This window comes from Ruegeria sp. EL01, assembly GCF_900313035.1.
Lineage (GTDB): Bacteria > Pseudomonadota > Alphaproteobacteria > Rhodobacterales > Rhodobacteraceae > Ruegeria.
This window is the reverse complement of the sequence record NZ_OMPS01000046.1, coordinates 600,141-613,174: the sequence shown is the minus strand read 5'-3', so window position 1 is coordinate 613,174 and position 13,034 is coordinate 600,141. Positions and strand designations below refer to the sequence as shown.

Here is a 13,034-nt window from a genome sequence, read left to right as displayed (position 1 = left end):
GATGACTGCATTTGACGACCTGATGGCCTATCAACGCGAAACCTCGGCCCTTGGACAGATTGCCGGGCGGCTGGGCTGGGATCAGGAAACAGTGATGCCGCGCGGCGCAGCCCCTCAGCGCGCGGAAGAGATGGCTGCGATCGAGGCCGTGCTGCACGCGCGACGATCTGACCCGCGCGTAGCAGCATGGCTGGATCAGGCCAAACCGACATGCGAGGCTGGCCAGGCACAACTGCGCGAAATCCGACGGTCTTATGAGCGGACGATCAAAGTGCCTGCCGATCTGGCCAAAGCCATTGCGCGGGTCACATCAGCCGCGCAAGGCAAGTGGGCGCAGGCGCGCGCAGACGAAGATGTCGCCGCTTTCTTGCCTGTGTTGGAAGAGGTTGTAGCACTTAAACGTGAAGAGGGCGCAGCGCTGGCGCAGGGCGGCAACATCTACGACGCGATGGTCGAGGATTATGAGCCCTACACCACCGGCGGACAGATCGCGGACATCTTTGATCAGATGCGCCCTAGGCTGGTTGCGTTGCGGGCTGCTGTTTTGGACAAGTCAGCACCGCAAGCGCTGCAAGGGTCGTTTGATGAACTGGATCAGATGCGTCTGTCGCAAAAACTGGCGGTGGCCTTTGGTTATGATCTGAACCGGGGACGTGTAGACAAGGCGGTGCACCCGTTCAGCTCGGGCAGTGGGTCCGATGTGCGGATCACCACGCGGACCAGTGCCACTGATCCGTTCAACTGTTTCTACTCCACCATCCACGAGGTCGGCCACGCGGCCTATGAACAAGGCATTGACCCGACCTACGCGCTGACACCCTTGGGCAGTGGCGTGTCGATGGGGGTGCATGAAAGCCAAAGCCGGATCTACGAAAACCAACTGGGCCGCTCGCGCGCCTTTACCGGCTGGCTTTACGGGCAAATGAATGATGCATTCGGCGATTTCGGCATTGCCGACGCTGATGCCTTCTACGCGACGGTGAACCGGGTCCATAACGGTTATATCCGGACCGAGGCGGATGAAGTGCAATACAACCTGCACATCATGCTGCGGTTTGATCTTGAACGTGCATTGATGGCTGGCGATCTGCCGGTAAGCGATCTGGAAGCCGCCTGGAATGATAGGTTCGCGGCTGACTTTGGCTATGCCGTCGACAAGCCGTCGAACGGATGCTTGCAGGATGTGCACTGGTCGGTCGGCTTGTTTGGCTACTTCCCGACTTATTCGCTGGGCAATGTCTATTCCGGATGTCTGTATCAGGCCTTGTCTGATGCAGTGCCACAGTTGGACGAACAACTGGCCGCAGGCGACACCACTGGCGCAACAGACTGGCTGCGTGAAAACGTGCAGCGTTTTGGCGGGTTATACGCGCCACGCGATGTGATCCAACGCGCCAGCGGGGTCGAGCCGGGACCGGAACCGCTGCTTGCCTATCTGGAACAGAAATTTGGCGGGATTTACGAGCTGTAAGGCTCATCTCGTTACGTCACATCCACGTGTTTTCAGCTTGGGTTTGAACGGAATGCGAATAGGGTGATCCCAAACGGAGGGATCACCTTGTCCTTTGATACACATGTAAAATCCCGACTGGCCGTGGCGCTGACCAGCCGCAAATTGCTACGCGCCCGAAGGATTTTCCATGAGGGCAAGCGGCAAGTCATGCGACAACCGCATGTGGTGCATTATTTTCACGATGCCGTGGACCCCTATTGCCATCTGACCGCGCAGATACTGCAGCGATTTCAGAACAGGTACCGGATCGCTGTGCGCCCGTACTTGATCTCTGGCCCGCCAACAGATGCGGTCCCAGACCCCGTGGCACATCACCGAAATGCGCTGGACGATTCGAGGAGACTGGCCCGAAAACTCGGCCTGGCGGGGCATTCGTCGACCAAACCAGACCCGGATGCGGTATCGCGAGCGGAACAGGCTTTGGCAGCAAAGCTTGAGGACGGAGATTTCCTGAGCAGCGTTGCCGACATCAGCCGGGAGCTTTGGGCGGGAGGGGATATGTCCAAATGGAAAGGGGCCGACCCGTTGTCCGCCAAGGCAAATGGCGACCATCAATTGTCCTCGTTCGGGCATTATATGGGCGGCACTTTTTACTATGGTGGTGAATGGTACTGGGGTGTTGATCGGCTCCACTATCTTGAAGACCGTTTGCAGAGCGCGGAGCTGGGTGCTGACTTGCCGCCTTTGATCCCAGTGCCAGACCTGCGGGATATCCATGCCGAAGGGCAGGCGATTGAGTTCTTCTTTTCATACCGCAGTCCTTATTCTTATCTGGCCTTTGATCGTGTTCGGAACTTGGCCAAACGCAGCGGTGCGGATTTGGTCCTGCGCCCGGTTCTACCAATGTTGATGCGTGGATTGCCGGTTCCCAAGGCGAAATCGTCATATATCCTGCTTGATTGCGCCCGCGAGGCCAGACGATTGGATGTGCCGTTCGGGCGTATTTGCGACCCGCTTGGGGCAGGAGTCGAGCGTGGGTATGCCCTGCTTGATCATGCTGAGGCACCAGGGCGAATGGCCGAATACTGTTCGGCGTTTTTGCGAGGGGTATGGTCGCAGGGGTTGGATGCCTCGACGGACAAAGGGTTGGCGCAAATAGTTGGGCAGGCTGGGCTGGATTGGAACATCGCGAGGCAAGAGCTAACCAAACAGAACTGGCGCACGCGCGTCGCGCAAAATCAGGATAGGTTGCAGGAGATCGGGTTGTGGGGCGTTCCCAGCTTTCGGGTATCCGGACAAAGTATCTGGGGCCAGGACCGCCTTTGGGCCATTGAGGACACGCTTGTGAGCTGAACAAAAAAGGCGCCGCATTTGGAACGCGACGCCATTGTTTCATCAGTGCAAAGCCACTTAGACCTCGGGTTCGTCGTCCTCACCCTGATCCGCAATCCAGGCGACGCTGACGACTTCTTCGCCTTTGCCGGTGTTGAAGACCTTTACGCCCCCCGCAGACCGGGACCGGAACGAGATTCCGTCGACCGGAACGCGAATGGATTGGCCTTTAGAGGTCGCCAACATGATCTGATCATCGATCTCAACCGGGAACGACGCGACCAGTTCACCGCCACGCATGGCTTTATCCATGGCGGTGACACCCATGCCACCGCGACCGCGGACGGGGTAGTCGTGGCTGGAACTCAGCTTGCCCGCACCACCGGATGTAATGGTCAGGATCAGGTTTTCTACTGCTGACATTTCGGCGTATTTTTCCTGGCTGAAATCGCTGCTTGCGGCTGCGTCTTCGTCCTCACCCGAGTCTTCGTCCGTCAATCCGGCAACGGCGCGGCGCATCTTCAGATAGGCGGCCCGGTCCTCGGGCGTGGCTTCGAAATGACGGATCACCGACATCGATACGACGCGATCACCATTTGACAGCTTGATGCCACGTACACCGGTGGATTCGCGCGAGTTGAAGACCCGCACGTCCGTGGTGCGGAAGCGAATGGCGCGCCCGGAATTGGTTACCAGCATCACGTCTTCATCTTCGGAACAGATACGGGCGTTTACCAGTTCAATATCCTCGGGCAGTTTCATCGCGATCTTGCCGTTGCGGCGGACATTGGTGAAGTCTGACAGACGGTTGCGGCGGACATCGCCTGCGCTGGTGGCAAAGACGATCTGCAGGTTTTCCCATTCTTCATCCGGGACATCCACCGGCATGATTGCCGCGATGGATACACCTGTCGGGATGGGAAGGATGTTGACGATTGCCTTGCCCTTGCCGGTGCGGCCGGACTGCGGCAGGCGCCACGTCTTGAGCTTGTAAACCATCCCATCCGTGGTGAAGAACAGAAGCTGAGTATGAGTGTTTGCCACAAAGAGGTTCGTAACCACGTCCTCTTCCTTGGTCTGCATTCCGGACAAACCCTTGCCGCCCCGCTTTTGAGCGCGGAAATCGGCCAGCGGCGTACGTTTGATGTAACCGCCCGAGGTGATGGTGACGACCATGTCTTCCCGTTCGATCAAATCCTCGTCGTCCATGTCGCCGGACCAGTCGACAATTTCGGTGCGGCGAGGCACGGAAAACTGCTCGCGAACCTCGCGCAGCTCGTCCCCAATGATCGACATGATACGCTCGCGAGATCCCAGAATCTCAAGGTATTCCTTGATCTTAACCGCCAGTTCTTCCAACTCGTCGGTGACTTCTTTCACGCCGATCTGTGTCAGGCGCTGCAGCCGCAACTCCAGAATGGCGCGGGCCTGAGTTTCAGACAAGTTATAGGTACCGTCCTCGTTTGCCGTGTGGGTCGGGTCGTCAATCAGGGCGATGTATTCCAGGATCGGTTGGGCTGGCCAGCGGCGGGTCATCAGCTTTTCACGGGCTTCAGACGCATCAGCCGATTGACGGATTGTGGTAACGATTTCATCGATATTGGTTACGGCCACGGCCAGACCACATAGAATGTGGCTGCGTTCTCGCGCCTTACGCAGCAGATATGCGGTACGGCGGGCTACAACGTCTTCGCGGAAGTCGATGAACGAGGTCAGGAACCGGCGCAGCGTCAATTGCTCTGGACGCCCACCATTCAGCGCCAACATGTTGCAACCGAAATAGGTTTGCATCGGAGAAAAGCGGAAAAGCTGGTTCAGAACAACTTCGGGTGTCGCATCACGCTTCAGTTCAACAACGACGCGCACACCATTGCGGTCAGATTCGTCCTGTACGTGGCTGACGCCTTCGATGCGCTTTTCGCGCACGGCCTCAGCGATCTTTTCGATCATTGCGGCCTTGTTCACCTGATACGGGATCTCGTCGACAACAATCGCATACCGATCCTTGCGTATCTCCTCGACGCGGGTCTTGGAGCGGATGATGACGCTGCCGCGACCCTCCAGATAGGCCTTGCGTGCGCCGGACCGGCCCAGCATCACACCGCCGGTCGGGAAGTCGGGGCCGGGGACGTAATCAATCAGCTGTTCGCTGGTTAGATCCGGGTCATCGATCAAGGCCAGCGTGGCATCAATCACTTCGCCCAGATTGTGCGGTGGGATGTTCGTCGCCATACCAACAGCGATACCACCGGCACCATTGACCAGCATGTTCGGGAAGCGGGCGGGCAGGACGGTTGGTTCCTTGTCCTTGCCGTCATAATTGTCCTGAAAATCGACCGTGTCTTTTTCGATATCGGCCAGCAGGGACGCGGCCGGCTTGTCCATGCGCACTTCGGTATAACGCATGGCCGCCGGGTTATCGCCGTCCATCGAACCAAAGTTGCCCTGACCATCCAACAGCGGCAGTGACATCGAGAAATCCTGCGCCATCCGCACCAGCGCGTCATAAATCGCACTGTCACCATGCGGGTGGTATTTACCCATCACATCGCCAACCGGACGGGCCGATTTGCGGTATGACTTGTCATGGGTATTTCCCGTCTCATGCATTGCATAAAGGATACGCCGATGCACCGGTTTCAGACCGTCCCGCAGGTCGGGAATCGCGCGCGACACGATGACTGACATCGCATAGTCCAGATAGGACGTGCGCATTTCGGATTCGATTGAGACCGTCGGGCCATCGTATACGGGGCGCTCGGGTGGGGTTTCATCCATGTTTTCAGGGATTTCTGGCGTATCGCTCACGTAAACTGCCCGCTTATTGTTCTGGGACTATATCTTGTGGATACACCTTATCAGACCCGGCACATAAGGTGCAAGCAAGCAACCGGTTTGCCCCGCCATTGAGCGTTCGCGGGAATGTAACATATTGTTATTATACGAATTAGAAAGATTTCGTGGTACGCTGAAGAGACCTTACAAGGAATATGAGGTCAGAATGGAGCAAAGCGAAACCGAATTGATGCTAAAGGGATATGGGCTGACGACGGCGGAATTCTTCTATCATATGCCCGACTACATCCACGTCTTGAACACGTTCATCTGGCAGGATTACGATCTTGCCCCGGACCACCCGAAACTTTTTGAATTCATCGAATATTGGCAGCGCGAAATTGAAGGGCCACTGCATTCTGTCAAGTTTTCGCATCGAAAGATGATCGCGCCAGGGGAATGGCGCAATGTAGTGGGCGAATTCAGGGTCAACTGACGGTCAGCCCGAACAACTTGCGCCGCCCAAAACACAGAACTTGGCGCAATGCGGGTGGTTCAGGTGCACATCCGCCTCGGCCTCGGCCAGGGTGGTGCCCAGTTCGAATTCTGGCGAGTAGGGCAGCAACGTACAGGCAAGAACCGCCGGGCTGTCTGCACCTTTGCGTTTTACCACCATTCGGGCGCTAGCGCACATAATGGCGTCCGGGGATTTGTTGAGGATGCCCCAGCAGGCTGTTGTGATCTCAGGCACTTCGACCGTTTCATCCATTTCAGGAAACAAAACCGTCTGACCCGGGTTATGAGCGTCGATGTCGAAGCCATGTTCGGCAAAGAATGCAGCGTATCCCTCGCGGCTTTCACGGTCTGAGTCGCCCCACACGGTGCGCCCGGCCACAGTCATCCTGAACCCATTGTCACGCAGCCATTCCATGCCAGCCAGAGTCCTTGCAAAACTGCCTTTGCCGCGCTCGTCATCATGCAACTCGGGACGGTAATGATCGACGGAAATGCGCAGAGCTAACTTATCGTTGTAGTCTTTTTGCAGCTGCAACAATCCCTCGCGCATCTTGCGACGCATCATGGGCAGCATTGCATTTGTCAGGATCAGAATCTCATGCCCTCGCTCAAGCGCGGCGCGGGTGATCTCGATCATCTCGGGGTTCATAAAGGGCTCGCCACCCGTAAACCCGATTTCGCGGACCGGCCAGTTTCGGTCTTCGATCTGGTCGAGGTATTCGGTGACCTCCTGCGCGGTGATGTAAACCAAAGCATCATTGGTCGGGCTGCTTTCGATATAGCAATTCACGCATTCAATGTTGCACAACGTGCCGGTGTTGAACCAAAGCGTCTCGGGGTTGGTCAGTGCAACTGACGCTCGGGTCTGACCATCTGCTGTCACCAATTTGTTCTGAAACTTGCCGATATTGGCAAGTTGAGGTGCGTTGTCTTTCATTCCCGGATCCGGTTCTTGTAAGTGGTTGAACAGACTTAGCTGTTTGTTGCGGTTTAAGTAAGGGCGGCGCACCGGTTCTGACAGAGTTTTGATGAGAGAAAGAAATACGAAAATGGTGGCGCTAACATTGGACATGCGGATAGGGGCAAGGTAAGGACAACTCATGGTTTCTCGCGTCATACCTGTTGACCCATTTGATCTGGTCATTTTCGGCGGCACCGGCGATCTGGCGCAACGCAAGATCCTGCCTGCGTTGTTTCGCCGGTATTGCGCCGGTCAGTGGCCCGCCGATGTGCAAATCATCGGCGCAGCACGGGGCAATCACAGCCCGGATAAGTTCCGCGAGATCGTTGCGCGATCTTTGCACGAACATGTGCCAAACCGATCGAAAGACACCGAAACGCTTAGCGGGTTTCTGCAGCGCATTAACTATGTTCCGCTGGACGCAATGTCGGAAAACGGATGGGCGAATCTGGCCGGGCGTTTGAAAGACGACCGCATCCGCGCCTTCTATTTCTCGGTTGGTCCCAGTCTGTTTGGCCCCTTGGCGGAACGGATCAGGGCACATGACATGGTCACTAAGCATACCAGAATTGTGGTCGAAAAACCGTTTGGGCATGATCTGGACAGCGCACGCACCTTGAACGCGACTTTGGCTGCGCATTTCGACGAAGGGCAGATCTATCGTATTGATCATTACCTTGGGAAAGAAACCGTCCAGAACCTGATGGTTGTTCGATTTGGCAACATGCTGTTCGAGCCGCTATGGAACAGCCAATACGTGGACCACATCCAGATTACGGTGGCCGAAACTGTCGGTATCGATGGGCGCGAGGAGTATTATGAACGCTCGGGCGCGATGCGCGACATGGTGCAAAACCACCTGATGCAGTTGCTGTGTCTGATCGCGATGGAGCCGCCAGCGAAGTTTGATCCTGACGCGGTGCGAGATGAAAAGCTGAAAGTTATCAGGGCACTGGATCCGGTAGAGCCGCATCACATTGTGCGTGGGCAATTTGCACCCGGTCCAGACGGGCTCGGCTATCGCGAGGTTGTGGGCAATCCGCGTTCAACCACCGAAAGCTATGTGGCGTTAAAGGCCCATATCAGCAATTGGCGTTGGGCGGGTACACCGTTTTACTTGCGCACGGGGAAACGGCTGGTGGCTAGATCTTCGGTGATCAACGTGATGTTCAAGGACGCGCCACACTCGATTTTTGGCGAAGAGGCGGGGCGTCACGCCAATGCGTTATCGATCCGCTTGCAACCGAATGAGGGGATCACCCTCAAAGTGACGATCAAGGAACCGGGGCCGGGCGGCATGCGCCTGATCGACGTACCGCTGGACATGAGCTTTGCCGAAGCGTTGGGCCCCGAAAACCAGGACCCACCCGACGCTTACGAGCGCCTCGTCATGGATGTGATCCGGGGCAACCAGACCTTGTTTATGCGCGGCGATGAGGTCGAGGCTGCCTGGGCCTGGACCGATCCTGTGATTGCAGGCTGGCAAGCACGCGGCGATGTGCCCAAACCTTATGAAAGCGGCAGCACAGGTCCCGGCGACGCCGAGCTGTTGATGAAACGTGACGGTCGCCTCTGGCAAGGAATAAAGCCATGAAAATAAAAGATTATGCTGACCGGGACATGCTGGCCATCGATGTCGCAAACCAACTGGCGGGCGAGCTTGAAGCTGCATTGCTGCATGATGAAACGGTGGCGCTGGCGGTTCCGGGCGGAACGACGCCGGGTCCGGTGTTTGACGGTCTGTGTGCGGCTGATCTGCAATGGGATCGGGTGCGTGTTTTGCCAACGGACGAGCGCTGTGTTCCTGCTGATCATGAGCGGTCGAACGAGCGATTGATCCGTGATCGTTTGCTGACCAATCGCGCCTCGGTGGCGCAATATGTGCCGCTTTACGTGGCTGGTACGGATCCCGACGCGGGCTTGCCCGAAATCGAATCCCTGATTGCCCCGATCCTGCCGCTTTCAGTTCTGGTGCTGGGTATGGGGGAGGACATGCACACAGCATCGCTGTTCCCGGGGATGGACGGGCTGGAAACCGCGTTCGACAGCCATGCGCCGACCCTGGCCGTGGCCCGGACCGAGGTGCAGCCCGAACCCCGTATTACGCTGACAGCACCTGTTTTGGACGGGGCATTGTCGAAGCATCTGATTATACTCGGGGCTGCAAAGCGCGACGCGTTGGAACGGGCGATGTCCCTGCCACCCGAAGAGGCCCCGATCGCTGCGGTGATGAGCGGCATTACGGTGCACTGGGCGGAGTGAGAACATGCAACTGGACACTCTAAAATCACTGGCGGCATCGCAGAGCGATCGCCGCATTCTGGATCTGTTCGATGCCGATCCAGACCGCGCACAAAACTTCTCAGCCTCTACAGGCGATCTGCTGTTCGACTATTCGAAAACGCAGATTTCTCAGGATGCCCGTTCGGGCCTGATACGGTTGTGCGACGAGGCCGATTTGGGTGACCGACGTGCAGCGATGTTCGCGGGCGAAAAGATAAACGAAACCGAAGGTCGTGCGGTTTTGCATACAGCGCTGCGCAACCTCGACGGCGGGCCGGTCACAGTTGACGGGCAAGATGTCATGCCTGATGTGCGGGAGACGCTTCAGCGCATGCGCGTTTTTGCAGAACAGGTGCGCGGCGGGACCGTAGCCGGCGCAGGGGGCGGCTTCACCGATGTTGTGAATATCGGCATCGGCGGCTCGGATCTGGGACCGGTCATGGCGACCCATGCGCTTGCCCCGTATCACGATGGTCCGCGGCTGCATTATGTCTCGAACGTTGATGGTGCGCATATTGCGGACACGTTGCGCCAATTGGACCCGACACGCACGCTGGTGATCGTGGCGTCGAAAACCTTCACCACGATTGAAACCATGACCAATGCGCGCACGGCCCGCGCCTGGATGACCGATGGTGGTGGAGATTCGGCCAAGCAGTTCGCAGCCGTTTCCAGCGCGTTGGACAAAACGCTGGCCTTTGGCATTCCAGAAGAGCGGGTCTTTGGCTTTGCCGATTGGGTCGGCGGGCGGTATTCGGTTTGGGGTCCCGTTGGCCTCCCGGTGATGATCGCCATTGGATCCAACGCGTTCGATGCCTTTCTGCGTGGTGCACAGGCGATGGATATGCATTTCCGGTCTGCCGAGTGGGCAGAGAATGTACCGGTAATGTTCGCACTGGTCGGCATCTGGCACCGGCAGGTTCTGGGCCACGCCAGCCGAGCGGTTTTGCCGTATGATCAGCGTTTGCTGCGGCTACCCGCCTATTTTCAACAGCTTGAAATGGAATCAAATGGCAAATCCGTTGCCATGGACGGCAGTTCTTTGACCGTGCCGTCTGGTCCGGTTGTCTGGGGGGAACCGGGCACGAACGGGCAACATGCCTTCTATCAGTTGATCCATCAGGGAACCGACGTAGTCCCCTGCGAGTTCATGGTCGCGGCCGAAGGCCACGAACCCGAGTTGACCCATCACCACCGGCTTTTACTGGCAAATTGCCTTGCACAATCCGAGGCTCTGATGCGCGGACGCTCGCTGGACGAAGCCCGCGAACGTATGGCCAAGAAAGGCCTGCAAGGCGATGAATTGGAACGACAATCCCGTCATCGCGTCTTCCTCGGGAACCGCCCCTCGACCACATTGATCTATCCAAAGCTTACACCGTTCGTGTTGGGTCAGATCATCGCATTGTATGAACATCGGGTGTTTGTCGAAGGTGTCTTGTTGGGGATCAACTCGTTTGACCAATGGGGAGTCGAGCTTGGCAAGGAACTGGCGACCTCATTGGGTCCGATTGTTGAGGGGGACGAGGCCCCCGAGGGTAAAGACGGGTCTACCTCAGCCTTGGTCGGCTATGTTTTGAAGCATCGCGATTAGCGTTAAAAAACACAATTTGTCGTAGCGGCAAGCTGCATTCTTTATTGTCAGACAATTAAATGATTGGCAGGGTTCTTCCCGAGGAAACGTCTTGATTGACCCGTAGGGCAACACCCCTACGTGTCGATGACAGATATATTAGCGCGCTGGCTTAAAATGCCGCCGCGACAAATGGGGAGGATGTCCATGCTGGGACAGATGATGACGCAGCCGTTGCTGATCTCGTCGCTGATTGATCATGCCGAACGCTACCATGGCGAGGCAGAGATCATCTCGGTCGAAACAGACGGCACAGCCACACAAACCAACTGGTCTGAGATTGCAACCAATGCGCGGCGACTGGCATCTGCCCTGACCAAGCTGGGGCTAGAGCCGCAGGACAGAATCGGCACGTTGGCCTGGAACAACAGACGTCATCTTGAGATCTACTATGCCACGTCGGGTGCGGGATACGTGTGTCATACCGTCAATCCGCGTCTGTTCCCCGAGCAACTAACATACATCATCAACCACGCGCAGGACCGCGTACTGTTTTTTGATGCAACGTTCATCCCGCTGGTCGCGGCCCTGCAGGAACACCTGACCGAAGTTCGTCATTTCGTGCTGATGGGCCCGCGGGACGAGGATGTCGCGGCGCAAATCCCCGGCGTCAAATTCTACGAAGAACTGATCGAAACCGGTAGCGCTGGGTTTGAATGGCCCAGCTTTGATGAAAACACTGCATCCAGCCTGTGTTACACCTCGGGCACAACCGGCAATCCCAAGGGCGTGTTGTATTCTCACCGCTCGACAGTTCTGCACAGCTTTGGGTCGAACACACGCGATGTCATTGGCTATTCGGCAATGGACGTGGTTATGCCGGTTGTGCCGATGTTCCATGTGAATGCGTGGGGCTCCCCCTACGCCTGTGCGATGTCGGGCTCTCGGATGGTGCTACCGGGGCCGGGACTACATGGCGAAGCGCTGGTCAATCTGATCGACACCTATGGTGTTACCTTGGCAATGGGCGTGCCAACAATCTGGCAGGGCCTTCTGGCGCATGCGGCGAAATCAGGCAGCACGCTGACCAGCCTTGAACGCACGGTGATCGGAGGTGCCGCCTGTCCGCCGTCAATGATTGAGACGTTCCGTGAAATCTATGATGTCGACACGGTTCATGCCTGGGGTATGAGCGAGATGAGCCCTTTGGGCACCACCAACAACCCGTTGGCCAAGCACCGTAATCTTCCGATTGAGGCTCAGAATACGCTGCGAGAGAATCAGGGGCGTCCACCATATGGCGTAGAGCTGAAGATCGTTGATGACGACGGAAACGACTTGCCTCATGACGGCGAAACCCAGGGTGATCTGATGGTGCGCGGCCATTGGGTGCTGGACAGCTATTTCCAGCTTCAGGATCAGGGATTGCTGCAGGATGGTTGGTTTGCCACGGGGGACGTTGCCACATTGGACCCTGACGGCTACATGACGATCCGCGATCGATCCAAGGACATCATCAAATCGGGCGGGGAGTGGATCAGTTCGGTCGAGCTGGAAAACATCGCCGTCGCGAATCCCAAATTGGCAACGGCAGCCGTAGTTGGTGTGCCGCATCCAAAATGGGATGAGCGCCCGCTGCTGGTGGCTGTCAAAGCTGAAGGCGAAGACCCAACCGAAGAAGAGCTGCTGGCCTTCTTCGACGGCAAAATCGCCAAATGGCAAATCCCCGACAAGGTCGTGTTTGTCGATGCATTGCCGCTGAATGCCACTGGAAAAGTGCTGAAACGTAACCTGCGTGCAGATTTCGAAAGTACGCTGACGGGCGAAGCTTGAAACTAGGGGAAGAATGGCTCCGGCGGTAGGGATCGAACCTACGACCAATTGATTAACAGTCAACTGCTCTACCGCTGAGCTACGCCGGAACGGTTGGCGCCGTATAGCAATCAGATTTCACGGCGTCCAGAGGGGGCGGATAAGTTTTTTCACGAAAGAACCAGACCGTACTCAAGACGCAGAATTGCAGCCGTTTGACGGTACAGGTCTGTAGGGAAATTGGCTCCGGCGGTAGGGATCGAACCTACGACCAATTGATTAACAGTCAACTGCTCTACCGCTGAGCTACGCCGGAACGGTTGGCGCCG

At 57.0% G+C, this 13,034-nt stretch carries 9 protein-coding genes and 2 tRNA genes; 7 read left to right on the top strand and 4 right to left on the bottom strand.

What is annotated here, in order from left to right; all coding sequences use genetic code 11:
• Position 1: 1 nt before the first annotated feature.
• Positions 2 to 1,471 (top strand): carboxypeptidase M32, encoded by a 1,470-nt coding sequence (locus D9K61_RS23390; protein WP_120635689.1) that lies wholly within the window; start codon positions 2 to 4, stop codon positions 1,469 to 1,471.
• 63 nt (positions 1,472 to 1,534) lie between these two features.
• Positions 1,535 to 2,806: a DsbA family protein gene (locus tag D9K61_RS23385; protein WP_216825842.1), complete on the top strand. Its 1,272-nt coding sequence runs from the start codon at positions 1,535 to 1,537 to the stop codon at positions 2,804 to 2,806.
• A 57-nt stretch (positions 2,807 to 2,863) separates the two neighbouring features.
• On the opposite strand, the gene gyrA is transcribed toward D9K61_RS23385, so the two are convergent.
• A complete protein-coding gene (gyrA, locus tag D9K61_RS23380) occupies positions 2,864 to 5,593 on the bottom strand; it encodes a DNA gyrase subunit A (RefSeq protein ID WP_120635565.1) in 2,730 nt (909 codons plus the stop codon).
• 193 nt (positions 5,594 to 5,786) lie between these two features.
• Here gyrA and D9K61_RS23375 point away from each other — a divergent pair, with 193 nt between their 5' ends.
• Positions 5,787 to 6,056 carry an usg protein gene (locus tag D9K61_RS23375; RefSeq protein WP_120635564.1) on the top strand — a complete coding sequence of 90 codons (270 nt, stop codon included), beginning with the start codon at positions 5,787 to 5,789 and terminating at the stop codon, positions 6,054 to 6,056.
• Positions 6,057 to 6,059: 3 nt separating this feature from the next.
• On the opposite strand, the gene D9K61_RS23370 is transcribed toward D9K61_RS23375, so the two are convergent.
• Entirely contained in the window at positions 6,060 to 7,013 is a 954-nt protein-coding gene (locus tag D9K61_RS23370; protein WP_120635687.1) for a radical SAM protein, read from the bottom strand.
• 163 nt (positions 7,014 to 7,176) lie between these two features.
• Here D9K61_RS23370 and zwf point away from each other — a divergent pair, with 163 nt between their 5' ends.
• The 4 genes from zwf (at position 7,177) to D9K61_RS23350 (ending at position 12,726) form a co-directional block, all read left to right on the top strand.
• Complete coding sequence (zwf, locus tag D9K61_RS23365; protein WP_120635563.1) at positions 7,177 to 8,631, top strand: glucose-6-phosphate dehydrogenase; 1,455 nt, start codon at positions 7,177 to 7,179, stop codon at positions 8,629 to 8,631.
• Positions 8,628 to 9,299, top strand: coding sequence for a 6-phosphogluconolactonase (gene pgl / locus D9K61_RS23360; protein WP_120635562.1), 672 nt, complete (start codon positions 8,628 to 8,630; stop codon positions 9,297 to 9,299). Before zwf ends, pgl begins: the two co-directional genes overlap by 4 nt.
• 4 nt (positions 9,300 to 9,303) lie before the next feature.
• On the top strand, positions 9,304 to 10,914 hold the full coding sequence (pgi, locus tag D9K61_RS23355) for a glucose-6-phosphate isomerase (RefSeq protein ID WP_120635561.1): 1,611 nt from the start codon (positions 9,304 to 9,306) through the stop codon (positions 10,912 to 10,914).
• A 186-nt stretch (positions 10,915 to 11,100) separates the two neighbouring features.
• Positions 11,101 to 12,726, top strand: a complete 1,626-nt coding sequence (locus D9K61_RS23350) for a long-chain-fatty-acid--CoA ligase (RefSeq protein ID WP_120635560.1) — start codon at positions 11,101 to 11,103, stop codon at positions 12,724 to 12,726.
• Positions 12,727 to 12,740: 14 nt separating this feature from the next.
• Here D9K61_RS23350 and D9K61_RS23345 read toward each other — a convergent pair.
• Positions 12,741 to 12,815, bottom strand: a tRNA-Asn gene (locus D9K61_RS23345).
• Positions 12,816 to 12,946: 131 nt separating this feature from the next.
• Positions 12,947 to 13,021 (bottom strand) — tRNA-Asn (locus D9K61_RS23340).
• Between the last annotated feature and the right edge of the window lie 13 nt (positions 13,022 to 13,034).

What these genes read in the sequence shown, in the direction of transcription:
- D9K61_RS23390 (WP_120635689.1), top strand. Translation starts at nt 2, where the DNA reads ATGACTGCATTTGACGACCTGATGGCCTATCAACGCGAAACCTCGGCC.
- D9K61_RS23375 (WP_120635564.1), top strand. Translation starts at nt 5,787, where the DNA reads ATGGAGCAAAGCGAAACCGAATTGATGCTAAAGGGATATGGGCTGACG.
- D9K61_RS23370 (WP_120635687.1), bottom strand. Translation starts at nt 7,013, where the DNA reads ATGAAAGACAACGCACCTCAACTTGCCAATATCGGCAAGTTTCAGAAC.
- zwf (WP_120635563.1), top strand. Translation starts at nt 7,177, where the DNA reads ATGGTTTCTCGCGTCATACCTGTTGACCCATTTGATCTGGTCATTTTC.
- pgl (WP_120635562.1), top strand. Translation starts at nt 8,628, where the DNA reads ATGAAAATAAAAGATTATGCTGACCGGGACATGCTGGCCATCGATGTC.
- pgi (WP_120635561.1), top strand. Translation starts at nt 9,304, where the DNA reads ATGCAACTGGACACTCTAAAATCACTGGCGGCATCGCAGAGCGATCGC.
- D9K61_RS23350 (WP_120635560.1), top strand. Translation starts at nt 11,101, where the DNA reads ATGCTGGGACAGATGATGACGCAGCCGTTGCTGATCTCGTCGCTGATT.